The 21,562-nt window shown below is 39.5% G+C and carries 21 protein-coding genes and 1 other annotated feature; of the genes, 16 read left to right on the forward strand and 5 right to left on the reverse strand.

Going from position 1 to position 21,562, the window contains the following annotated elements; translation table 11 throughout:
• Positions 1–9: 9 nt before the first annotated feature.
• From yqeC to yqeB, 3 genes are read left to right on the forward strand one after another with little or no spacing between them, the layout of a single operon-like run.
• Complete coding sequence (gene yqeC, locus BUQ87_RS10955; protein ID WP_038264232.1) at positions 10–804, forward strand: selenium cofactor biosynthesis protein YqeC; 795 nt, start codon at positions 10–12, stop codon at positions 802–804.
• Complete coding sequence (locus tag BUQ87_RS10960; RefSeq protein ID WP_052636081.1) at positions 774–1,385, forward strand: nucleotidyltransferase family protein; 612 nt, start codon at positions 774–776, stop codon at positions 1,383–1,385. The genes yqeC and BUQ87_RS10960 overlap by 31 nt, the downstream gene beginning before the upstream one ends.
• A complete protein-coding gene (gene yqeB, locus BUQ87_RS10965; protein WP_038264230.1) occupies positions 1,378–2,181 on the forward strand; it encodes a selenium-dependent molybdenum cofactor biosynthesis protein YqeB in 804 nt (267 codons plus the stop codon). The genes BUQ87_RS10960 and yqeB overlap by 8 nt, the downstream gene beginning before the upstream one ends.
• Before the next feature lie 71 nt (positions 2,182–2,252).
• On the opposite strand, the gene BUQ87_RS15430 is transcribed toward yqeB, so the two are convergent.
• The 4 genes from BUQ87_RS15430 to BUQ87_RS10985 are packed head-to-tail and all read right to left on the reverse strand — an operon-like array spanning position 2,253 to position 5,580.
• Positions 2,253–3,110: a PhnE/PtxC family ABC transporter permease gene (locus BUQ87_RS15430; RefSeq protein WP_038264228.1), complete on the reverse strand. Its 858-nt coding sequence runs from the start codon at positions 3,108–3,110 to the stop codon at positions 2,253–2,255.
• On the reverse strand, positions 3,107–3,868 hold the full coding sequence (locus BUQ87_RS15435) for a PhnE/PtxC family ABC transporter permease (protein ID WP_242943836.1): 762 nt from the start codon (positions 3,866–3,868) through the stop codon (positions 3,107–3,109). Before BUQ87_RS15435 ends, BUQ87_RS15430 begins: the two co-directional genes overlap by 4 nt.
• A gap of 19 nt (positions 3,869–3,887) precedes the next feature.
• Complete coding sequence (locus tag BUQ87_RS10980; protein ID WP_038264224.1) at positions 3,888–4,670, reverse strand: phosphonate ABC transporter ATP-binding protein; 783 nt, start codon at positions 4,668–4,670, stop codon at positions 3,888–3,890.
• Between the two features lie 13 nt (positions 4,671–4,683).
• On the reverse strand, positions 4,684–5,580 hold the full coding sequence (locus tag BUQ87_RS10985) for a putative selenate ABC transporter substrate-binding protein (protein ID WP_038264222.1): 897 nt from the start codon (positions 5,578–5,580) through the stop codon (positions 4,684–4,686).
• A 341-nt stretch (positions 5,581–5,921) separates the two neighbouring features.
• Here BUQ87_RS10985 and BUQ87_RS10990 point away from each other — a divergent pair, with 341 nt between their 5' ends.
• On the forward strand, positions 5,922–6,740 hold the full coding sequence (locus BUQ87_RS10990; protein WP_038264220.1) for an XdhC family protein: 819 nt from the start codon (positions 5,922–5,924) through the stop codon (positions 6,738–6,740).
• A gap of 73 nt (positions 6,741–6,813) precedes the next feature.
• Here BUQ87_RS10990 and truA read toward each other — a convergent pair whose 3' ends face one another.
• A complete protein-coding gene (gene truA / locus BUQ87_RS10995; protein ID WP_242943837.1) occupies positions 6,814–7,539 on the reverse strand; it encodes a tRNA pseudouridine(38-40) synthase TruA in 726 nt (241 codons plus the stop codon).
• Between the two features lie 246 nt (positions 7,540–7,785).
• Between truA and BUQ87_RS11000 the strand changes: the two genes are divergently transcribed.
• From BUQ87_RS11000 to cas2, 12 genes are all read left to right on the forward strand, one after another.
• Entirely contained in the window at positions 7,786–8,502 is a 717-nt protein-coding gene (locus BUQ87_RS11000) for an RluA family pseudouridine synthase (RefSeq protein ID WP_038264214.1), read from the forward strand.
• 115 nt (positions 8,503–8,617) lie between these two features.
• Positions 8,618–8,840: a binding site (T-box leader), on the forward strand.
• 201 nt (positions 8,841–9,041) lie between these two features.
• On the forward strand, positions 9,042–10,604 hold the full coding sequence (locus BUQ87_RS11005; protein ID WP_038264212.1) for an FAD-binding oxidoreductase: 1,563 nt from the start codon (positions 9,042–9,044) through the stop codon (positions 10,602–10,604).
• Positions 10,605–10,668: 64 nt separating this feature from the next.
• Entirely contained in the window at positions 10,669–11,487 is an 819-nt protein-coding gene (locus BUQ87_RS11010; RefSeq protein ID WP_038264210.1) for an electron transfer flavoprotein subunit beta/FixA family protein, read from the forward strand.
• Positions 11,478–12,662 (forward strand): electron transfer flavoprotein subunit alpha, encoded by a 1,185-nt coding sequence (locus tag BUQ87_RS11015; protein WP_038264207.1) that lies wholly within the window; start codon positions 11,478–11,480, stop codon positions 12,660–12,662. Before BUQ87_RS11010 ends, BUQ87_RS11015 begins: the two co-directional genes overlap by 10 nt.
• A 535-nt stretch (positions 12,663–13,197) precedes the next feature.
• Positions 13,198–13,914 carry a CRISPR-associated endoribonuclease Cas6 gene (gene cas6, locus BUQ87_RS11020; protein WP_038264205.1) on the forward strand — a complete coding sequence of 239 codons (717 nt, stop codon included), beginning with the start codon at positions 13,198–13,200 and terminating at the stop codon, positions 13,912–13,914.
• A 3-nt stretch (positions 13,915–13,917) separates the two neighbouring features.
• Positions 13,918–15,270, forward strand: coding sequence for a type I CRISPR-associated protein Cas8a1/Csx8 (cas8a1, locus tag BUQ87_RS11025; protein ID WP_038264203.1), 1,353 nt, complete (start codon positions 13,918–13,920; stop codon positions 15,268–15,270).
• Between the two features lies 1 nt (position 15,271).
• Positions 15,272–16,153: a type I-B CRISPR-associated protein Cas7/Cst2/DevR gene (gene cas7i, locus BUQ87_RS11030; protein WP_038264200.1), complete on the forward strand. Its 882-nt coding sequence runs from the start codon at positions 15,272–15,274 to the stop codon at positions 16,151–16,153.
• A gap of 1 nt (position 16,154) precedes the next feature.
• A complete protein-coding gene (gene cas5 / locus BUQ87_RS11035) occupies positions 16,155–17,237 on the forward strand; it encodes a CRISPR-associated protein Cas5 (RefSeq protein WP_038264197.1) in 1,083 nt (360 codons plus the stop codon).
• 25 nt (positions 17,238–17,262) lie between these two features.
• Positions 17,263–19,503 (forward strand): CRISPR-associated helicase/endonuclease Cas3, encoded by a 2,241-nt coding sequence (locus BUQ87_RS11040; RefSeq protein ID WP_038264195.1) that lies wholly within the window; start codon positions 17,263–17,265, stop codon positions 19,501–19,503.
• 24 nt (positions 19,504–19,527) lie between these two features.
• Positions 19,528–20,022: a CRISPR-associated protein Cas4 gene (locus BUQ87_RS11045; protein WP_038264193.1), complete on the forward strand. Its 495-nt coding sequence runs from the start codon at positions 19,528–19,530 to the stop codon at positions 20,020–20,022.
• Positions 20,023–20,073: 51 nt separating this feature from the next.
• Positions 20,074–21,066 carry a type I-B CRISPR-associated endonuclease Cas1b gene (cas1b, locus tag BUQ87_RS11050; protein ID WP_038264190.1) on the forward strand — a complete coding sequence of 331 codons (993 nt, stop codon included), beginning with the start codon at positions 20,074–20,076 and terminating at the stop codon, positions 21,064–21,066.
• A 4-nt stretch (positions 21,067–21,070) separates the two neighbouring features.
• Positions 21,071–21,349 carry a CRISPR-associated endonuclease Cas2 gene (gene cas2, locus BUQ87_RS11055; protein ID WP_038264187.1) on the forward strand — a complete coding sequence of 93 codons (279 nt, stop codon included), beginning with the start codon at positions 21,071–21,073 and terminating at the stop codon, positions 21,347–21,349.
• Positions 21,350–21,562: the final 213 nt, after the last annotated feature.

A 21,562-nucleotide genomic window follows, 5' to 3' on the forward strand; every position in this document is an offset into this window, starting at 1 on the left:
AGGTACAATATGAATATTTCAAGACTGCTCGAAATGGATACGGGACAGCTTATAAGCATAGTCGGAGGCGGAGGCAAGACCAGCCTTATGAAAAAGCTGTCTCTTGAATTTTGCAAATGCGGCAAAAATGTACTTGTCACAACCACAACCGCCATATACGTTCCAAATGGGGAATGGGTGCACAGGGTGGTTGTGACCAGGGAAGGCGAGAACGAATTGTTCAGTGAAACCGGCGGGATAACGGCGCTTGGAAGCTATATAGATGAAAACAAAAAGCTAAGGGGCGTGCCTGCACAGACTATTTGCAGCATAAAGGGAAAAGGTATATTTGACTTGATAATAGTCGAATCGGACGGCTCGAGGGGAAGGCCTGTAAAGGCGCCTGCAGCGCATGAGCCGGTAATTGCACCATGCAGCGACATTGTTGTCGGAGTGATCGGGATGGACTGCATTGGCAAAGTCATAGACGAAAGTGTAGTACATAGAGTGGATGAATTCTGCCGCGTGGCGGGAAAAAAAGAAGGCGACATAATAGAATGCGGCGACATTGCAAGGCTTATAATGTCGCCTTTTGGCATTTTCAAAGGGGCCGAAGGGTCAAAAAGATATGTGCTGCTGAACAAGGTCGAATATGAATGGCAAGCGGACTGCGCCCGGAATATAATTGAAAGGGTCAAAAATATCCAGGTGGGAAAAGAGGCTGAAGGCCATATTGAAAATCATATTTCAGGAATATTGGCGGGGAGCCTTAAAAAAGGCAGGGTCGACACGATATGGAAAAAAGCATGGAAATTGCAGGAATAATAATGGCTTCGGGGTTTTCAAGCCGCATGGGGGAGGACAAGCTGCTTATGGAAATCGGCGGAGTGCCAATAGTGCAAAGGGTGATGTTTGCAGCACTGCAGTCTAAGCTTTCGAAGACCGTAATAGTGTGCAGAAGGCATGAAGTGTCAAAACTCGCAGAAAGCATTGGGATTGAAGCCGTGAGGAATGAAAGTGCTCACAAAGGCCAGAGCGAAAGCATAAGGGCGGGGATCAGAGCGCTTGAAGAGTACAAATTTGACGGACATATGTTCATACAGGCCGACATGCCCTTCTTAAAAAGTGGTATAATAGACATGTTGGTTCAAAAATCAATTGAAAATCCAACCTCCATAATAGTGCCCACTTACGGGGGCAGGAGAAAAAGTCCTGTTGTATTTCCAAAGGACCTGAAAGAAGAGCTTTTGAATCTCCAGGGGGACAGTGGAGGAAGGGTTGTAATAAAAAGGCACAGTGAAAGGGTAGTTTTGCTGGAAGTCGGCTGTAGCCTTTGCGGGAGGGACGTTGACACTATGAACGATTATATTGAACTGCAGAGAATGGAGAATGATATAAATGTTTAAAAAGACTGTGGCGGTAAGGGGAGCAGGGGACATCGCGAGCGGGGTAATACACAGACTTCACAGATGTGGATTTCGGGTGATAGTATTTGAGATAGAAAAGCCGACCGTTGTAAGGCGAAGGGTTTCATTTGCACAGGCGGTGTTTGAAGGCGAAACGGAAATCGAAAGCGTAAGGGCAGTGCTTGCAAAGTCGAAAGAGGATGTGGAGAAGATTTGGGACATTGACGAGGTGGCCGTTGTTGTGGATGAGCACATGTCCATGCTAAATGAACTCAATGTGGACGTGCTCGTAGATGCCACGCTTGCAAAGCACAACATGGGAATTACAATAGGGATGGTTCCAATCACAATAGGCGTGGGGCCCGGATTCTTCGCAGGAGTGGACGTCGACGCAGTAGTGGAAACCTTGAGGGGGCACGAGCTGGGAAGAGTCATATACAAGGGAAGCGCGAGGAAAAACACGGGCATACCGTCTGATGTGTGCGGGTATACATATCAAAGGGTCCTCAGGGCTCCCTGCGGCGGAACAGTTGAAAACATACTGGAAATAGGCGATTTTGTCGAAGCGGGGGATGCGGTTTCAGTTATCGAGGGGGGCGAGATAAAGGCGCAGATAAGCGGAGTCATAAGGGGGCTAATAATGGATGGGACTGATGTAGAAAAAGGCCTCAAGATAGGAGATATAGACCCCAGGGGGATATACGACTACTGCTTCACAATATCTGAAAAGGCCAGGGCGATAGGCGGCGGAGTACTTGAAGCGATGCTGCATCTTATGTCGATGAACAAGCTGTAAAAAGAGGCCGAGCTATATGCAAAATACCCTGTGGAGTAGACTCTATGAGAGCCTGCCCTGCAGGGTGTTTTTTACTGCGCTATTTTTCGAAGACCCTCTGAAATTATGTCTGCGGCAAATACGAGAATCAGGTAGCATATAAGAAGAAGCGTCACGTCAGTATAATGGAACCAGCTCATGCTGAGCTTGAACTGCTGTCCGAGCCCTCCCGCCCCGACAAGCCCCACGACTATAGTGGTGCGGATTATGACTTCCCACCTATACAGCATGAAGGTTATGAACTTGGGAGTGACAGTGGGCAGTATGCCGTAAAACAGCATTTGCAGCGCATTTGCCCCGCTTGAGGAAAGGTTACTTATGGGCCTGTGGTCAATGTCCTCTATCACCTCGGCGCAGAGCTTCCCGAGTATTCCGAAATTGTGAAGCGCAAGAGCTATGGCGCCCGGAAGTATGCCAGGCTTGAACACAAAAATTATCATCATGGCCCATATGAGCTCAGGCACAGCCCTTGTAAGCACATAAATGTCTCTTGCAGTCCAAAATAAAATCCATCCAGATGCTTCTCTTTTAAGGGTAAGGGTTCCGTTTGCATGGTTTTTAGCGGCGAAAAGGACTGTCAAAAACATTCCAAGGCTTGCAAAGCCTGTCGCCATTATGCTCATTTGAAGCGTCTCGTAAGTAAGGCTCAGTGCGCTTTTCCAGCTTTCAGGATCTTTGAAGGCTGCACTTTCTTCGCCAATTCCAAAGAGGCCGTTCAAAAATTTTTTTGCATGGAATGAGTTCTTTTCAGAAAAGAGTTTTGAAAGGTCTGCACCGTCCACTTTGTATATGAAAAACCATGAAGTAAAAACTATAATGAAAAAGATCATAACCGACGTATTTACAAAGTCCGGCTTAAAGTGTTTTTTGACATTTTTTCTGTTTATCATACCGACAACCTCTCCCTGATTGCATTGCTCCAAAAATCTATCAGTGTAACAATTATTATCAAAAAGAACATGAAAGTCCACACTCTTTCAAATCTCAAATCCGCAAGGGCGAGCTGTATCTGGTAGCCAAGCCCTCCAAGGCCGACAAAACTCATTATTGTGGAAGATCTTACGGAGCATTCTAGCCTGTATATTGTATAGCTGAGCATGTCGGCCGCTGAAATGGGAAGATAGCCGTACATAAGAAGCTGAATGTTCGAAGCTCCGCTTGATTTGAGTGCGTATATGGGCTCTTTGGGGACATCGTTTAGAATATCAGCGAATATCCTCCCCAATGTGCCTCCATACGGTATTGCAAGGGCGAATATGGCGGCGTATGGAGAAAGACCTATGGCGGCTACAAACAGCCACGCCCAAACAAGTTCGTGCACAGCCCTCATGAATCCGAGAAGCCCTCTGAAAAAGCTCATGGATAAAATCTTTGCAAGAGAGCTGTCCTTGGATGCGAGGACGCCGGAAGCCAGAATGCCTGTGAAAAAAGCTATTGCAATGGCTATGCTCATTCCTGCAAAGGCGTATGAAATTGTTATCCAAGAGGAAAAAAGCGCCAGGCTCATTGTTTCAAACGACATGTCAGGCCTGAAAAGAGAGCTCAGCACGTCAAGAATTATGTCTTTTCCGCCTGAGTGTAAGAGCTCACTGCTCCATCTTACGGAAAAAAGGCTCCAGATGAAAAGTATTATAAAAAAAAGCGTCAAAAAATGCTTTTTATGCATATCAACTGATTTTCGTGTCAGATTCATGCAGTTTCGAATCCCCCTTCAGCGTATAAAGGTCGGCGAGGTCTTTTTCGGTTACATATTCAGCAGGCTTGTCAAAAAACAGCTTTCCGCTGCGCATCCCTATTATCCTGTCGAAGTAAAGCTTTGCATATTCCACCGAGTGGAGCGTTGTCACAAGAGTCTGCCCGTCTTCCTTTACGAGTATTGAAAGTATTGACAGTATGTCCTGGGCCCTGGCGGGGTCAAGAGAAGAAACCGGCTCGTCTGCAAGTATTATATCAGGCTTTTGAACCAGAAGGCGCGCAAGGGCGACCCTTTGCTGCTCGCCGCCTGAAAGCCTTGAGGTCCTGTCGTATATCTTGTCTATAAGACCCGTTCTGCTGAGCGCGTTTTCCGCACTTTTTTTGTCCTGGGGCAGTATAAGGGAAATGAGAGACTTTAAAGTGCCCCAGTGCGAAAAGTTGCCTACAAGCACATTGTGAATCACGGGAAGCTGCGGTATCAGATCGAACTGCTGCCTTATTACACCGACTTTTCTTGCAAATTCTCTGTTGTTTTTGTATGAAGCGATTGAAACACCGTCTACAAGTACGCTCCCGGAGTCAGGCTTTACTATGCTTGAAAGAATGTTTAAAAGTGTGGTTTTGCCCGCTCCGCTCGGACCTATCAGCGCGATGAGTTCGCCTTTTTTAACATTAAGAGAAATGGAAGACAGGGCTTCCATTTCTCCAAAAGTTTTTGATATGTTGTCCAGTTCAATAATGTTTTTAACTGACATATTAAAACACCTTCTATTTTATTATTCCTATTTCTTTGGCAACCTTTTCTATGGCGTCATAGTTGTCATTGCTTGCCTCTATGAATTTGTCAGTCTTTAGAAGCTTCAGTATATAGTTGTCAGGCTGCTCGTCTCCTATTGAAAGAAGGGCCTGCTTTATCTTTTCGTTTGTTCCCTCTCCAAATGCGTCATCAAGGTTGTTTACAGACCAGTTGTAGTCGTAAAAATCAGGAGTAGTGTAGAATGCCTCGACCTTGTCAAGATCAACCTTGTTTTCCTCGACTGCGCCTTCCCATACAGCTTCGTTAAGGGCTCCGGCGTTGAATGCGCCAGACTCTACAAGCGTGTAAGTCTTGTCGTGAGAACCTGAGTAGTTAGGCTTTCCGTCGAAGTCAGAGTCAGCGTCTATTCCAGATTCCATAAGGAAATAACGCGGCATAAGGTGTCCAGAAGTGGAACTTTCGCTTCCAAAAGTGAAGCTTTTTCCCTTAAGGTCTTCAAGCGACTTTATCCCAAGTCCTTTTTGAGCTATGAAAACGGAGTGGAACTTTTCGTCTCTGGGTCCTTGAGCTATCGCCTGAGCATCAGGAACCATGTTTCTCGCCTGAACGCCGGTTAGGCCTCCAAACCATGCAAGATGAATGTCTCCTCTTTCAAATCCGGTAACGACAGCGGAATAGTCAGCAACTGGGACATATTCAACTTCAAGTCCAGTCTTCTCGGATAGATATGTAGCAAGGTCGTTAAAGCCCTGTTCCATTTCAGAAACTTCCTGGTCTGGTATTCCCGCGATTTTCAAAACAGGAGCCTCGCCTGAAGAAGCGGTATCATTTGAATCGTCCTTGCCCGAGCATGCAGTCAGTGAAAACAGCATCGCAAGAGACATTAATAGAGCAATAATCTTTTTCATAAAAATCCTCCTACAAATATAAAATATTGATATGTTGAAAAAAGTTTTCAATTACCTTTTCTGATACCAAGTATAATTTAATAGAAATGCAAAGTAAAATAGAAAAAAATTATAGCTAAAATATTGTTATAAGAAAAATTAATACATATAGATAAGTGTGAATGTGAAATGTTGAAAAATAGAGAATTTATGCATATTTAAAATTTAAGCCGAAATTGCATGTGCTGAAATAAAATAATGGATTATGGCATCAAAATGTGTATTTCAGGTATAATATCATTATCCAATAAAATCCGGGAACACAGCATTGAAGGGCGAATAGCAGGTATAAGGAGGACAAAATGCTAGAAAGCGAAGTTTTAGACATAATATCATCAGAGATAAGAAACGGGAAAAAGGCGGCTATGGCAGTAATAACCCACGTTAGCGGGTCGTCTCCTAGAAAGGAAGGCTCCGTGATGGCCGTAATGGAAGGCGGAAAAACCGCGGGAACCGTAGGCGGAGGGGCGCTTGAGAACGAGGTCACCAGGAAGGCGCTGGAATGCATAAAAGCGGGCGAGAACGTCTCGCTCAGCCTTGAACTGAATGACGAAGGAGACCTTCACATGAAGTGCGGCGGAAGAGCCCAGGTTTTCATAAAGATTTTCATTCCAACAAAGAAGTTAATTATAGCCGGAGGGGGGCATGTCGGGCAGAAGGTGCATGAATTTGGAAAGGCTATGGGATTTCATACAGTTGTACTTGACGATAGGGAGGAATACTGCAGCCGCGAGCTTTTCCCAGGTGCAGACGAGCTGATACCGGGAGACATCTACGAGAACATGAAAGCGTACAATATAGGAGAGACCTGCCATATAGTGATAGTCACAAGGGGGCATTCATACGACGAGCAGGCACTTGAGGCCGGCATAGGCAGGGGGGCCGCGTATATAGGGATGATAGGCAGCAAGGCAAAGACACAGGCTGTATATGAAAACCTCCTTCAAAAAGGGGTTTCAAAGGAGGAGCTTGCGAATGTGTATGCTCCAATAGGAATAGACATGGGAGGGGGTACTCCCCATGAGATAGCACTTGGGATACTGGCCGAGATAACTGTTGTCACAAACGGGGCAAGGCCCGTCCACATGAGGGACAAAAAGGGAAGGATAGTGCTGGAGTAGGGCATACAAAAAGCACCCGGATAAAAATCTCGGGTGCTTAACTATGTGTATTTTAAGTTATTGTCACTGCATATTAATTGTATTCAACCTGCATAAGGCAAAGGCCGCTTGACTCAGCCATAGGGCCAGCTACAGACCTGTCTTTTCCCTGAAGTATTTTAGCCACGTCCTCAGGAGATATCTCCCTTTTTCCAACCCTTAAAAGAGTTCCTGTGATTATCCTCAGCATGTTGTGAAGGAATCCGTCACCCTCGTATGTCACGTATATCAAGCTTCCTTTTTTGGACACCGATATGTTCATCATAGTCCTCTTGCAGCTCTTCTTTTTTGACTTCATTGTTGTGAACGCGTCAAAGTCGTGAGTTCCAAGAAGGTAGTCTGCAGCCCTTTGCATAAGAGCTGTGTCGATGTTGCCATTGACATAGCTTGTGAACTTTCTTGAGAACACGTCCTGATGGGCTCCGTTGTCTATAGTGTATCTGTATATCTTTGATTTTGCATTGTGTCTTGAATGGAACCTTTCAGAGGCCTCGTCTATATAAGTGAGGGCTATGTCCTCAGGCAGGTAGTGGTTGATGTAAGACATCATCTTGCCAGTCTCCATGTCAGACTTAGTGAAGAAATTGCATATAAGCGACTTGGCGTGAACGCCCTTGTCAGTCCTCGAGCAGCCTATAACGTTTATATTCTCGCCTGTCATCTTTGAAAGAAGATCTTCAAGCTTTCCCTGTATCGTGTTGTCGTTGTCCTTCAGCCTCTGCCATCCAGAGTACCTTGTTCCGTCAAATTGTAAAGACATTTTAATATTTCTCATAGCATCTCCCGTATAAATTTATTTTAAAGCGTCAGGTACTTTGGCCTCATATCATGCCGGCAGTACTGCGCCTTATGCCCAAATTCAGTATTGTAGTAAATAATGGGTTAGAATCTTCCTATTGAGCCCTAGATTATTATATACTATATATGTGAAATAAAAAAGCATTCAGCGTGAATTAATGCGCTACTCAACACAAAATAGAACATACGAACACGAAAGGAAAATCAAATGGACATAAAAGACATAAAGATAATACACGAGGACAAACACATAATAGTGGCCGAGAAGCCGCCCAAGGTTCCTTCGCAGGGAGATCCAAGCGGAGACCCCGACATGCTTACACTTCTTTGCACGCACATAAAAAGTGAGCATCCCCAGGCCAAAAACCCGTATATAGGGCTTGTGCACAGGATAGACCGCCCGGTGGGAGGGGCGATGGTGTTTGCAAAGACAAAAGAGGCCAACGCCCACCTTTCAAAGCAGATGCAGGAGAAGACATTCAAAAAGTACTACATGGCTGTGGTGTGCGGAGTTCCTGAAAATGAAAGGGGAGAGCTTAGGGACATACTTGTGAAAAACGCAGAGACAAACATGTCGAGGGTCGTAAAGGAGAAAAGGGGCAGGGCCAAGGAGGCAGTGCTTGAATACGAGGTGCTCCAGACTGTAGATGACGAGAAGGAAGGGCTTCTCAGCCTTCTCAAGGTTGAGCTTAAGACCGGAAGGCACCACCAGATAAGGGTTCAGCTTTCCCATGCGGGATTCCCAATATGGGGAGACACCAAGTACAACAAGGCATTCACCAAAAGAAGGGGATGGACACAGATAGCGCTTTGGTCGCACAGCCTGAGATTCACGCATATGAAAGCTAAAAAGCCTTCAGAATACGTGTCGATGCCTCCCGATGAATTCCCGTTTGCACTGTTTAAAAAAGAAGAGCAGCAGTGAATTATACGGGAATGAAAATTGCATTCCTGTATACAGACAAACTTAATATTATATAAAAAAAATGTTAAATGATTGCTAAATTGTGAAACTTGCACTATAATAGCATTTAAACAATAAAGAGGCGTTGAAGGATAGCAGTAGATGAAGTTTTCAGTTGCAGAGAGCCGGTGGGTGGTGAAAATCGGCATGAAGCTCTTCGAATCCGATCCCGAGCCCTGCAGGGGTTAAAAAACCTGCGGCGTATGTCTGCGTTAAAGACTAAGGCACAAGCTATAGTATTTATAGTTGTGTGCAAAACAAGGTGGTACCGCGTGGAATCGACAATCTCCGCCCTTGACATAGTCAAGGGCGGTTTTTTATATTCCAAAACATTTGCTCTGCCTGCAGGAAGAGCAAATGTTTTTGGATTAGAAGACATACATTGCTATGGACAACAGCAGTAAAAAGAATATTAGGACAGTACGAAATGGTGTTTTTGCAAAGAATTAATGCCATTAAATTGATAAAATGCAAATAAATACAAGGAAGGAGTGCATGATATGGAGCTCATAAGGGATTTTGGAGTTGAATACGAAGATTTTTTAAGGGACGAGTCCAGGATAACGGGCAGGGCCGATTCGATATCTTTCCCGAAGAACGAAAAACAGGTTCAGGAAATAATGTATGCAATGCACAATCAGGGCATACCCGTGACTGTCCAGGGTGCAAGGACTGGAATAGCAGGGGGGGCCGTTCCGGACGGCGGACACATAATGAACCTCACAAGGATGAATAATATTACTGGAATGAGATATGATAGTGAAAACGGGAGGTTTTACATCAGCGTTCAGCCGGGTATGCTACTTTCGGAGCTAAGGGAGACGCTTTCCAAAAAGAGTTTCGACACATCGCTGTGGGACGAGACTTCAAAAGATGCCCTTGAAACTTTAAGGGAGTCGGGCGAGAAGTTTTTTACACCGGACCCTACTGAGGCAACGGCTTCAATAGGGGGATTGATAGCATGCAACGCTTCCGGGGCAAGATCTTTTAAATACGGCTCCACAAGAAACCACATTCAAAGGATAAGTGCTGTGCTTGCAAACGGAGAAGTGGTGTCGCTTGAAAGGGGAAAGGACGTAATAGCGGGAGGAGAGCTCAAGCTTAAGACCGAATCGGGCAAGACGGTTAAGGCTGACATAATGAGATACGGCATGCCAAATGTCAAAAACGCTTCTGGATACTATTTCAAGGACAAAATGGACGTACTTGACCTTTTCATAGGCTGCGAGGGCTCACTTGGGATAGTCACTCAGGCCGAGCTTGTTCTTTTGGACCATCCGGATAAGATATACGCGCTTACTGCATTTTTCACCGATGAAAAAAGGGCCCTCGAATACGTAGAGGAGCTCAAGGAGAGTGCACACGTTCCGGCTTCGATAGAGTATTTCAACGAACAGGCGCTGGACCTTATAGGCATACAAAAGGAAAAGGGAGGAAGCTTTTCTCAGATTCCGGACTTTCCAAAGGAGGCAGTGTGTGCGGTATACACCGAGTACCACGGAAAGTGCGAGAAGGAGTGCATGGAAGCGGCGTTTGAATACGGAAACACAATGGAAAAATGCGGGGCAAACGAGAAGAACACATGGCTTGCAATGAACAACATATCAATGGAAGGGCTTCACGCATTCAGGCATGCGGTTCCCGAGATAGTAAACATGATGATAGACGAGCGTAGAAAGGAATATCCCCAGCTTACAAAGCTTGGAACCGACATGGCCGTTCCAAAGGGCCGCCTTTTCGACGTCATGGACATGTACAACAGTGATCTAAAGAGGGAAGGGCTAGAGTCTGCGATATTCGGCCACATAGGGGACAACCACCTCCACGTGAACATAATACCTAGAGACCCGGATGACTACGCAAAGGGCAAGAAGCTCTACGAAAGCTGGGCCGAAAGGGTATGCGAAGTAGGAGGAACGGTGTCTGCCGAGCACGGCATAGGAAAGCTAAAGATCGCGCTTCTGGAGAAGATGTACGGCAAAGAGGGAATAGAGAGCATGAAAAACATAAAAAGTGCTCTCGATCCAAAGGGCATATTGTGCAGGGGAAACCTATTCACATAGAGAAAAATCAGAACGTTAATTAAGACTAAAATTAAGACTAAAAAAATGAAAGGCTGGTGATTGTGTGAACATAATAGTTTGTGTAAAACAGGTTCCGGCTACTAACGAAGTCAGGATGAACGAGAAGACAAACACTATAATAAGGGAAGGCGTAGAGTCGATAATAAACCCATACGACATGTACGCGCTTGAAGAGGGGATAAGGATAAGGGAAAAGGCGGGAGAAGGAAGAGTAACTGCCCTTAGCATGGGAATACCTTCGGTTACAGAGATGCTAAGAGAGGCAATGGCCATAGGGGCGGACGATGCGGCGCTTCTTAGCGACAGGAAATTCGCTGGCGCGGACTCGCTTGCAACAGCATACACGCTTTCTCTTGGCGTAAGAAGAATAGGCGATTTCGACCTCATAATATGCGGAAAGCAGGCAACAGACGGGGACACCGCGCAGGTCGGACCGAGCCTTGCCGAAAAGCTCGGCATTCCGCACATAACCTATGTGGACGAGGTAATTGATATATCTGAAGGCGTTATGAGGGTCAAAAGGGCTACAGACGAAGGCCACGAGGTCATAGACATCACTCTTCCGGCTGTTATGACAGTGGAAAAGGGGATAAACATACCAAGGCTCCCTTCGGTATACGGGCTCAGGGAGGCACTGAAAAGGGAAATACCGATATGGACTCACGACGACGTAAATGCGGACGGGACTATGACGGGGCTTGACGGATCGCCTACACAGGTTGTAAGGACATTCGTCCCTCAAAGCGACAAGGAGACTGTTGTGCTCGACGGAAGCTGCGAGGCCGACATTAAAAGGCTTGTGGACGATCTATTAGATGCAGGGATGATGAAGAGAGAGGGGGTCGAATTCTCTTGGGAATAAAAATAGACTTTAACAGATGCGTTGGATGCGGAGCCTGCGAGGGGGCATGTCCTTTCGGGGCAATGAACATGGAAGGCGGAAAGGCAGTTGCAGACATTGACAAGTGTACTCTTTGCGGGGCGTGCGTGAGCGCCTGCCCTGTGGATGCGATAGAGATAGAAAGGGCTGCGGTCAAAAAGGACCTTTCGGGATACAGGGGAGTATGGGTATTTGCAGAAAAGAGGGGCAGGGATTTTGCAGGGGTAACTTTCGAGCTCATAGGCGCCGCAAAGGAGCTTGCAGGCGAGCTTGGCAGCAAGGTTTCAGTCATAGCGCTTGGACACGACATGGAGGAGTGCACTGAAGAGCTTTTCGCATACGGGGCGGACGAGGCCTACGTGGTTGACAGGCCTGAGTTTGCGGACTTTAGCGACGAGATGTACTGCGACGCCGCGGTTCAGATAATAGAAAAGGAAAAGCCAGAGATACTTCTGATGGGCGCGACTGCATACGGAAGGTCTCTTGCTCCAAGGATAGCTTCAAGGCTTTGCACCGGGCTTACAGCGGACTGCACACAGCTTGAGATAGACAATGAGAGCGGGCTTTTAGTCCAGACGAGGCCTGCATTTGGCGGAAACATTATGGCTTCAATAGTGTGTCCAAACCACAGGCCTCAAATGGCTACGGTGAGGCCGAAAGTGCTTAAGATTCCAACTCCTGATTTTGCAATGAAGGGAAAGCTCATAGAGCCGGATGTTCACATTAAGGGAGAGCCAAAGGTAAAGATTATCGAGGCGATTAAAAAGGCTCAGGGAGCAAATATTGCGGACGCTGGAATAATAGTGGCTGCCGGAAGGGGAATAGGAAAGGCGGACAACATCAGGCATGTTAAGGAGCTTGCAGATGCTGTGGGCGGAGTGGTTGCGGCTTCAAGGCCTCTTGTCGACTCGGGCTGGATAGACTACAGCGCACAGGTTGGCCAGACAGGAAAGACAGTGGCTCCGAAGGTTTATTTTGCAATAGGAATATCGGGGGCAATACAGCACACAGCGGGAATGTCTTCTGCTGACATAATTGTTGCTGTGAACAGCGACAAGGAGGCTCCAATATTCGAGATTGCAGATTATGCAATAGTCGGGGATGCGGTTGAGGTCACTAAGGAGCTTGTTAAGGCGTTTAAGGGGAAGGTTAGATAAAGACGAAAGAAAATTAAATAGTGTCAATATAGAATCCAGCGGAATAAACAGCCGATAATCTTACGTTTTGAGATTTCTAACATCTTATGCGCGCTGAATTCGGGAATTTTGAAAACTCGCTTTGCTCAGACAGTCCAAAATTCCAGCGAATTCAGCTTTGCATTTCGATGAGAAACCTTGCAAAACTCCATAAAATCGGCCTAACCATTCCAGCTGGATTCTTTTATGTGTAGACAATGATAAGGATAAAATTTAGAAAATGAACAGAGAATGTAACTATGATTTTAAGATTTATAAAATATTAGTCATAAAAGAACTAAACTGTAAATAAATTCCCGTTATTCTTTATTTTGTATTATCGAAGGTGTATACTGTTAATTAGAACGCCAGTTTTTAAAATAAAAAGAGCTTTTGGATATATTTTATGTATTGTCTATCTCAAAAATTTTAATAGGTTTAAATAAAATCGAATTTTTTGAAATGATTTTGCACTATTATAGTGTAAATAACAAGTGAAGTGGAAGGGAGGACATTTATGAGATATGAGTTAACATTCAAATTAAAAGAAAACCATATTGACTTGGAATATAGAAAAATTATTATGAGCTTCTTTAAATCAGCGCTAACTGATCATGAAGGAGGTAAATATTTTGATTTGTTTTATGGCCATAAGGACATAAAAAATTTCACGTTTGGAGTGTTTTTTAATAAGCCAAAATTTAATAAAGATACTATTGAATTAGTACAAAACGACTTCAAAGTATTAATATCAACATCAGATAAAAAAATGGGCTTAGCATTATTCAATAGCGCTTTAAACAGAAAGTATATTCCATTTAAACTGAGTGGCGGAAATGAAATGCAATTTGTAAATGCTGTTATAAAAAAAGAGAAAACTATAGACTCAACGTCAAGGATCTTTAAAATATGTAGTCCGATATGCGTTAGAGAGCATGTTAGAGAAAGGAATAAAGACTATTATCATTCGATTGAAAGTGCAGAGTTCATTAAAAGACTCAAAGAAATAATAAAAAATCAACTTAAAAATCAAATAGATCTATCTGCTGGTGACATGCAAATAGTGCCTATTGATTGTAGAAAAACAGTCATCAAACATAATGGAATTTACATAGAAAGTACAATTGGTAAGATTGCTATAAATGCAGATGAAATCGTATTGAATGAAATCTATAAAAATGGGATCGGTAGCAGAAAATCTTCAGGATTCGGACTACTGGAGGTGATTGATTAAGACATGAAAAAAACTAATATGACAGGTGATTATGATACTAAGCTGATTGCAAGCGACTGGCGTTATAGTGCTATGATAGTAGGGCTTAAAAAATATTTTGATTTTTTTGATATTGAATTCAAAGCCAACAAGGACAAGGACTATATTGAATATAATGCGAAGGATATAACGGATAGTCGTTATCTGCAATTTGTAGAGCATCATTATAGAGAGTATATGCATCATAAAGTGATCGAGGATATATTTGAAAATGAGGAGATAAGCGAAGAACAAAGCAAGTTGATAAATAAAAAGCTTAAAGGCAATGCAATGATGGAAAAAACATTTGCAAAGCTTACATATGAAGATAAAAAAGAGATTTTAATGAGAATTGATGAAAACCGGGAGGCCATAATTAGAGAAACGTATCGTAATGGAATTCATATGTATAGAAAATTCGCTAATGAAAATTCTCTATTTGCGGAAAAAGAGAAAACATGCAGATTAAAAGGCTATTATGTAGACCCAGGTAGAAAAACCAAATCAGTATCATATATGAATGATTATAATACCTTCATATTCGAGGATGAACCAGAATTTGATTTTATACCATTTGCGTTTACGAAGTCTAGTGAGTCCATTTTCATCAATAACAATTATAATCTCAGAACTTTATATGAAACAGCCAGAAAACTAGAAGATGTATTTACAGAACATAGGGAAGAGGTTGGTAAGAGTACTAGAGAGCTGCTATTTAATTATAAGCAGAATGCGGCTACTTTTATTGATTATGATGTTGAAGTCATAACAAAAGATATAGATGTCGATTACTATAAAACACTATATATTAGGAAACCTGCAATCGAAATATTCAAAGCAATTAACAATTACAAGTGTATGATGTTTACTAAAAAGATTGGGAAAGATTACTATATTGATATCCAAAAAGAAGTTACGAACAGCATACTGAATTTATCGCACATCGATAAAATAATAGAGATGCTTCTTAAAGAAAAAACGGGTAGGGCTGGAGGTCTTATTCATATAAATTCATTGATATATGGAGGGGATAAGATGGATCAGAAAATGAAAAGTGCTTATGGAACGGCACTAAAATTAAAAGAAAAATTCAAAAAAGAAAGTAAACTAAACAAGATTGATAGTTATAGACAAAGGTTGATAAGTGCTATAACACTTAAGGATTATGACAAGTTTTGTGATGTATTAATTCAAATGTCAGCCTATTCTCAAATTCCATTTAGCTTTAGTTTTGATCTTTTCGAAAATTTTGAAGAAAATAAAAATGTAGCTTATACATTTATTAATGCTTTAGGAATAGAGCCGCGTAAAGAAGGTAAAGAAAGCGAGGAGGTATAAAATGGAGAAAAATGCATTAACGCTAACAGTCGTTGCAAATATGACAGCTAACTTTGGACAAGGGTTAGGGAATATATCCTCTGTTCAAAAAACTTTTAAACGAGGCAAGGCGTATTCAATCAGAACGAGAGAAAGTTTAAAGAATGCCATAATGGACCAGGGTTTATTGTATAAGGATCTTCAAGTTGTTGTTGACGGTGCAACCCAAAAACATGTATCAGAAGAAGTAAATAATAGTAATTGTCGCGCGCTTGAAGGTGGCTATATGAACACGGGAAAAGTAACTTATAAAAGAAACAGTTCTTTTTATTTTACTGATGCCATATCTTGCTATGAATTTATAAATGAGCCAAGATTCCAAAACAACTTATACCAGGCATCTAAATTTGCAGAACAAGAAAACCTGAATCTTCAAGATGAAGCAAAAAAATGTGGACTGATGCCTTATCAATATGAATATGATAAAGGCTTGAAAATATATAGTTTTACAATTGATCTTGAAAGAGTAGGAGTAGATGAAAATTTTAAAATGGAAGCTGAGAATGCAGAAAAAGTTGAAAGGGTAATATCGACAATTAACGCAATAGAGGGACTCTCTTTAGTGGTTAAGGGAAGTCTAGATAATGCAGAACCTATTTTTGTAGTCGGTGGTTTATCTAATAGGAAAACGCATGTCTTTGAAAATGTCGTAAAAATTGAAAATGGAAAGCTTGTTTTAACACAAGATTTGATTGATCGTGTAGAATCAGGTTTTTCAGCAGCTATACTGGAGACAGATTTAATTAAGAACGTAAAAGAAGTTAAAGAAGCGCTAAATACTGAGAGTATGTTTAAATTCTTTGAAACAATCAGAGAAGATGTCAAGAGCTATTATGGAGTCTAATATGAAAGCGCTTAGAATAAAACTACGCCAAGCACAAGCTTCTTACAAGAAACCTGAAGTAAACGAAAATAAAATGACATATCCATTGCCACCATTTTCAACAGTCATTGGTGCTATCCATGATGCATGCGGCTTTAAAACTTATAAACCGATGGATATAAGTATTCAGGGTGAATATAATTCACTGCATATGAGACCCTATACAGATCATTGTTTCTTAAATAGCCTGCAAGATGACAGGGCTATTTTAGTGAGATTAAGAAAACCAGAATTTTTATCTAAGGCATTTGACAAGGTAGCAGAAGCAAAGAAGAGTCAGGGAAATAGCTTTGAAAAAGAGATTACAGTGGATGTGCACAGCAGAAAATTATTAGATGAATATCAGTATTTGAGAAGATTAAAGCGTCAATTTGATGAAATTAAAAAAAATGAAATCAATCCCCAAAAGAAAGAATTGGATGATAAAAAGAAGGCACTCAAAAAGGAGTTAACTTCTTATGAAAAAGGTTCTTCCGAATTTGCAAGATTAAAGGATCAAATCAAAGAAATTGACCGTTTGAAAAAGGAACTCGAAAACAATCATAAGAATAGGGTCAAAATGGAATATGAGATACCCTATTCTTATTTCAAATCGGTTACCACCTCACTTAAATACTATGAATTGCTGACAAACATAGAACTGCTCATCCACATAAGATGCGAAGATTTGGATATATTGGAAATCATTTACAACAAAGTCTATAATATACGTTCATTGGGAAGAAGTGAAGATTTCGTGGAGGTAACAAATGCTGAAATAATTGAATTGAAAGAATCCATCACAGAAGAAATTGAGAGTTCTTATTCTGCATATATTGACTGGGCATTAATTGACGATGGTTCAGTATGCGTTTCAGAAAAACAGGATATCACAGCCCAGGGGACTACCTACTATATAAATAAAAATTATGAAATTATAGATAACCAAAGGATATTTGATAAAAAGAAAGTGGTTTATACATCTCAATATTCGGTTGATGAATCGGCGCAGAATTTATTTGTTGATGAATTCGAAAATAAAAAATACATCGTTAACTTTGTTTGATTTTGATGATAAAGGTGGTTTTAGATTGGATTTAAACAATTATAATGCAAAACCTCACATTTCAATAGAACAACATAATATTGATCTACTAAATAGAGCAAAGAAGTTGAAAGAACTTAATTACATTTCAGATAAAGCCTTATTCCTGTTGGAACAAGCTTGTTATTATCATGATTTAGGAAAAATCAATCCCTATTTTCAAAATAGAGTTATCAATGGGGGCAAATTCAATAAAGAAAATGAATTTGCACATAATTTAGGGTCTGTATTTTTCATAAATAAGGATCAATATGAAGAATCGGATTATGTAGTTATTGCAAATGCCGTTTTGAATCATCATAATTATGTGAAAAATTATGATGAGCTACAAAAAAAAGATGTGAGAGAACAGATACTAAAACAATTACAAGAAATGGATATCGAAAAAATATATAGAGTCACAAAAAAAACAGTATTAAAATTGCTTCATAGCAGAGAAGATGATTTAAATATTCTAGTTAAAGGATTACTTCACAAATGTGATTATTCAGCAAGTGCAGGCATCGAAATAGAGTATAAAAATGATTTTTTGAATGAGGGGTTAAATACACTTTTATCAGACTGGAAAAAAGAACGCGAAAATGCTGATTGGAAGGAATTGCAAAGATTTTGTATATCCAAAGCAGATTCACATATTATGATTACGGCACAGACTGGCATGGGTAAAACGGAAGCTGGACTGCTTTGGATTGGAGATTATAAAGGATTTTTCATTCTACCTTTAAAAGCAGCAATTAATGCAATCTATGATAGAATTCGAAAAAAGATCCTTTATAAAAATGAAGCATTATTATTTGAGAGGCTGACGCTGCTACATTCTGATTCCATAAGCATACAAAAAACAGCAGCGCAGGAAATGTCACGGGAAATGGAACTGGAAGATTATTATGCCCATAGTAAGCAGTTATCAATACCTTTAAACATTGCGACATTGGACCAAATATTTAATTTTGTTTTTAAGTATCCAGGTTATGAGTTGAAACTCGCAACACTCTCATATTCCAAAATAGTAATCGATGAAATTCAAATGTACAGCCCAGATCTGCTCGCATATCTCATATATGGAATGAAAAGAATCAGTAGTATAGGCGGTAAATTAGCAATCATGACAGCAACATTAGCGCCATTTGTAAAAAAAATAATCAAGGAAAAAACAAAGATCAGATTTGAAGAAGGCGTGTTTTTTAATGATATTAAGAGACACAATATCCAGGTCATTAAGGATGAAATAAGTGCCAAGTATATAAGCGACAAAATTAGTGAATTAATCAATGTATCGAAATCTTCAAAGGTACTAGTGGTTTGTAATACTGTGAGAAAAGCCCAAAAAATGTATGAAGAATTATCGAAATTAGAAATAACTGAGAATATTAATCTTTTGCATAGCAAATTCACTAAAATGGATAGGGCATTGAAAGAAAAAGAAATAATTGAATTTGGTAGAACACTTCAAAAAGAAGGTACAATCCATATGGATAATGGCATTTGGATTTCTACACAAATTGTTGAAGCGAGCCTTGATATTGATTTTGATTATCTGTTTACTGAATTATCAGAGCTAAATGGCCTGTTTCAAAGATTAGGTCGATGCAACAGACAAGGATTAAAAAGTAGCAGTCTTCCTAATTGTTTTGTTTTTACAAAGATTAATTCGCAAATAATCAGAAAACCTAACTCTAGTCGAGGTTTTATTTATGAAGATATACATACATTATCAAAATCGGCTATAGAAAATATCTCGGGAATTCTAACTGAAAGAGAAAAAAATACAGTTATAGATCATACTTTTTCTTATGAAAATCTAAAAGATAGTCAGTATTATCATGATTTTAAGTATTACTATGAAAAGGTCGAAGATTTGTTTCCCGGAAGTAAGGATTTTAGTGAAACGGTACGGGAATTTAGAGATATACAATCATGTGATGTGATTCCATATCCTGTATATGAGCGCTATAAAGAAGAGATAGAAAGCATTTATGAGAAGTATGAGGAGAAGTCGATCAAGTGGATAGAAAGAAAAGATCTGATAGATGATATGAGAAATTATACCATGCCAATGGATATGAATATACTTTTCTCTAAAAAATCAAAACAATATGGAGTGATTAAAAAAACATTTAAAATAAATAAATTTACTGAAATTTATATAATCCAATGTGAGTATGATGAAAACATTGGTTTTAAAAGGCTTCTATGTGAAGAAACAGTCGTAAATAATTTTCTTTAATCAATTTATGAATAAGGTGATCATGTGGAAAAAGATATAACTGGGATGGATATTTATTATTATAATGTTTGTATAAAAAAATTATGGTATTATTCAAAATCTATAAGCATGGAACATGGAAATGAAGATGTTTCAATTGGGAAGATGTTAGATTCAGATTCTTACAAAAATGAATATAAAAATATAAGAATAAATAATACCATCAATATTGATTTTATTAAATCAAAAAGAGAAATTCATGAAATTAAAAAAAGTAATAGCATTGAAAACGCATTTATATGGCAAGTGAAATACTATATTTACTATTTAAGAGGAAATGGTGTAGAAGTTAATAAAGGTGTTATTGATTATCCGTTATTAAAGAAAAAAATAGATGTGTTTCTTGAAAAAACTGATTATGAAAGAATTGAAAATATGATTACACGTATTAATTTTATAAAAAGCAGTCCAGTGCCCTGCCAAGTTGAAAAAATGAAAATATGCGGTAAATGTGCATATTATGATTTATGCTTTATATAGATAAAAAAATAATTTCAACTTAAACAAATAAATCTTGATTGGAGATATAAAATGAAACAAACATTTTATTTTTTTAATGAAGGACGAATATCAAGAAAAGATAACACTTTGATTTATAAAAATCTTGAAGGCGATAAAAAAGTATTGCCTATAGAAACTATTTCAGATTTGTATATAATGACTGAAATGGACTTTAATACAAAGCTGATTAGCTTTTTAGCCAAGTATGGCATTACTGTGCATTTTTTTAATTATTATGATTTTTATGTAGGTAGCTTTTACCCACGAGAAAAATTAGTGTCGGGAGAATTATTAATAAAGCAGGTCTCACATAATGAAGATATATTCAAGAGACTAGAAATTGCAAAAGAATTTGTTGGTGGTGCAGCAGATAATATATATAGAAATTTACGTTATTATAATGAACGAGAAAGAAATCTTGAACTATCAATGAATACGATTGATCATCTAAGAAGGAAAATTAATTTTTGTGAGTCTATTAACGAGTTAATGGGAATAGAAGGAAATATCAGGAAAGATTACTATAAGTGTTTTACAACTATAATAAATGGGGATTTTGACTTTGAAAAAAGGGTTAAAAGACCGCCAGACAATGTTATCAATACGTTAATATCCTTTGTGAATTCAGTGATTTATACAAAAGTTTTAAGTCAAGTTTATATGACACAACTAAATCCAACTGTTAGCTACTTACATCAATCTGGAGAAAGAAGATTTTCACTTTGTTTGGATTTAGCTGAAATATTTAAACCACTTATAGGGGATCATATAATTTTTTCTCTGCTCAATAAAAATCAAATAACTGAAAATGATTTTACCGAAGAATTGAATTATATGCATTTAAAGAAAAAAGCGACACAAACAATAATGGTTGAAATTGATAAAAAATTAAAATCAAAGATTATGCATAGAGAATTAAATAGAAAGGTTTCTTATGAGTATTTAATAAGGCTAGAATGCTATAAATTAATTAAGCACCTTATTGGAGAAAAAGAATATAAAGCATTTAGGATTTGGTGGTGATACAATGTATGTTATATTAGTATATGACATAAAGTTAGATGAAAAAGGCAAGCGTGTATTACCTAAAGTATATAAAATATGCAAAAAATATTTAATTCATATACAAAATTCTGTTTTCGAAGGCGAATTATCCAAATCTCAAATATTTCAATTAAAGAGAGAATTAAGTGTACACACAAGAGATGATTTGGATTCAATCATTGTATTTAGTAGCAGAGAAAAGAGATGGCTAGATAAAGAATTTTGGGCATTAAAAGATGATGCGACATCTAATTTTTTATAATTGTCGATGTGCTATGGTGAGAATAAGCCAGGACATCGACAATATAAGTAATACCAAACATTACATAGAAAAATTATTTTACAAAAAGAGGGTAATAGATATAAAACAATCAATAAAACTGAGGTCGACAAATCATATGTATCAAACCATTGAATTTACTAGTATAGATCACTACGGATTGAAATCTAACCATATTGGAATGTAAATGTAGGT

Source organism: Peptoclostridium litorale DSM 5388, from assembly GCF_900141635.1.
GTDB classification, from domain to species: Bacteria; Bacillota; Clostridia; order Peptostreptococcales; family Peptostreptococcaceae; genus Peptoclostridium; species Peptoclostridium litorale.

Coding starts and splice junctions, on each gene's coding strand:
- yqeC (WP_038264232.1), top strand. CDS start 10: ATGAATATTTCAAGACTGCTCGAAATGGATACGGGACAGCTTATAAGC.
- cas1b (WP_038264190.1), top strand. CDS start 20,074: ATGAAACAAACATTTTATTTTTTTAATGAAGGACGAATATCAAGAAAA.
- cas2 (WP_038264187.1), top strand. CDS start 21,071: ATGTATGTTATATTAGTATATGACATAAAGTTAGATGAAAAAGGCAAG.
- cas5 (WP_038264197.1), top strand. CDS start 16,155: ATGAAAGCGCTTAGAATAAAACTACGCCAAGCACAAGCTTCTTACAAG.
- BUQ87_RS10980 (WP_038264224.1), bottom strand. CDS start 4,670: ATGTCAGTTAAAAACATTATTGAACTGGACAACATATCAAAAACTTTT.
- cas6 (WP_038264205.1), top strand. CDS start 13,198: ATGAGATATGAGTTAACATTCAAATTAAAAGAAAACCATATTGACTTG.
- BUQ87_RS11000 (WP_038264214.1), top strand. CDS start 7,786: ATGGACATAAAAGACATAAAGATAATACACGAGGACAAACACATAATA.
- truA (WP_242943837.1), bottom strand. CDS start 7,539: ATGTCTTTACAATTTGACGGAACAAGGTACTCTGGATGGCAGAGGCTG.
- BUQ87_RS10990 (WP_038264220.1), top strand. CDS start 5,922: ATGCTAGAAAGCGAAGTTTTAGACATAATATCATCAGAGATAAGAAAC.
- BUQ87_RS10960 (WP_052636081.1), top strand. CDS start 774: ATGGAAAAAAGCATGGAAATTGCAGGAATAATAATGGCTTCGGGGTTT.
- cas7i (WP_038264200.1), top strand. CDS start 15,272: ATGGAGAAAAATGCATTAACGCTAACAGTCGTTGCAAATATGACAGCT.
- yqeB (WP_038264230.1), top strand. CDS start 1,378: ATGTTTAAAAAGACTGTGGCGGTAAGGGGAGCAGGGGACATCGCGAGC.
- BUQ87_RS10985 (WP_038264222.1), bottom strand. CDS start 5,580: ATGAAAAAGATTATTGCTCTATTAATGTCTCTTGCGATGCTGTTTTCA.
- cas8a1 (WP_038264203.1), top strand. CDS start 13,918: ATGAAAAAAACTAATATGACAGGTGATTATGATACTAAGCTGATTGCA.
- BUQ87_RS11005 (WP_038264212.1), top strand. CDS start 9,042: ATGGAGCTCATAAGGGATTTTGGAGTTGAATACGAAGATTTTTTAAGG.
- BUQ87_RS15430 (WP_038264228.1), bottom strand. CDS start 3,110: ATGATAAACAGAAAAAATGTCAAAAAACACTTTAAGCCGGACTTTGTA.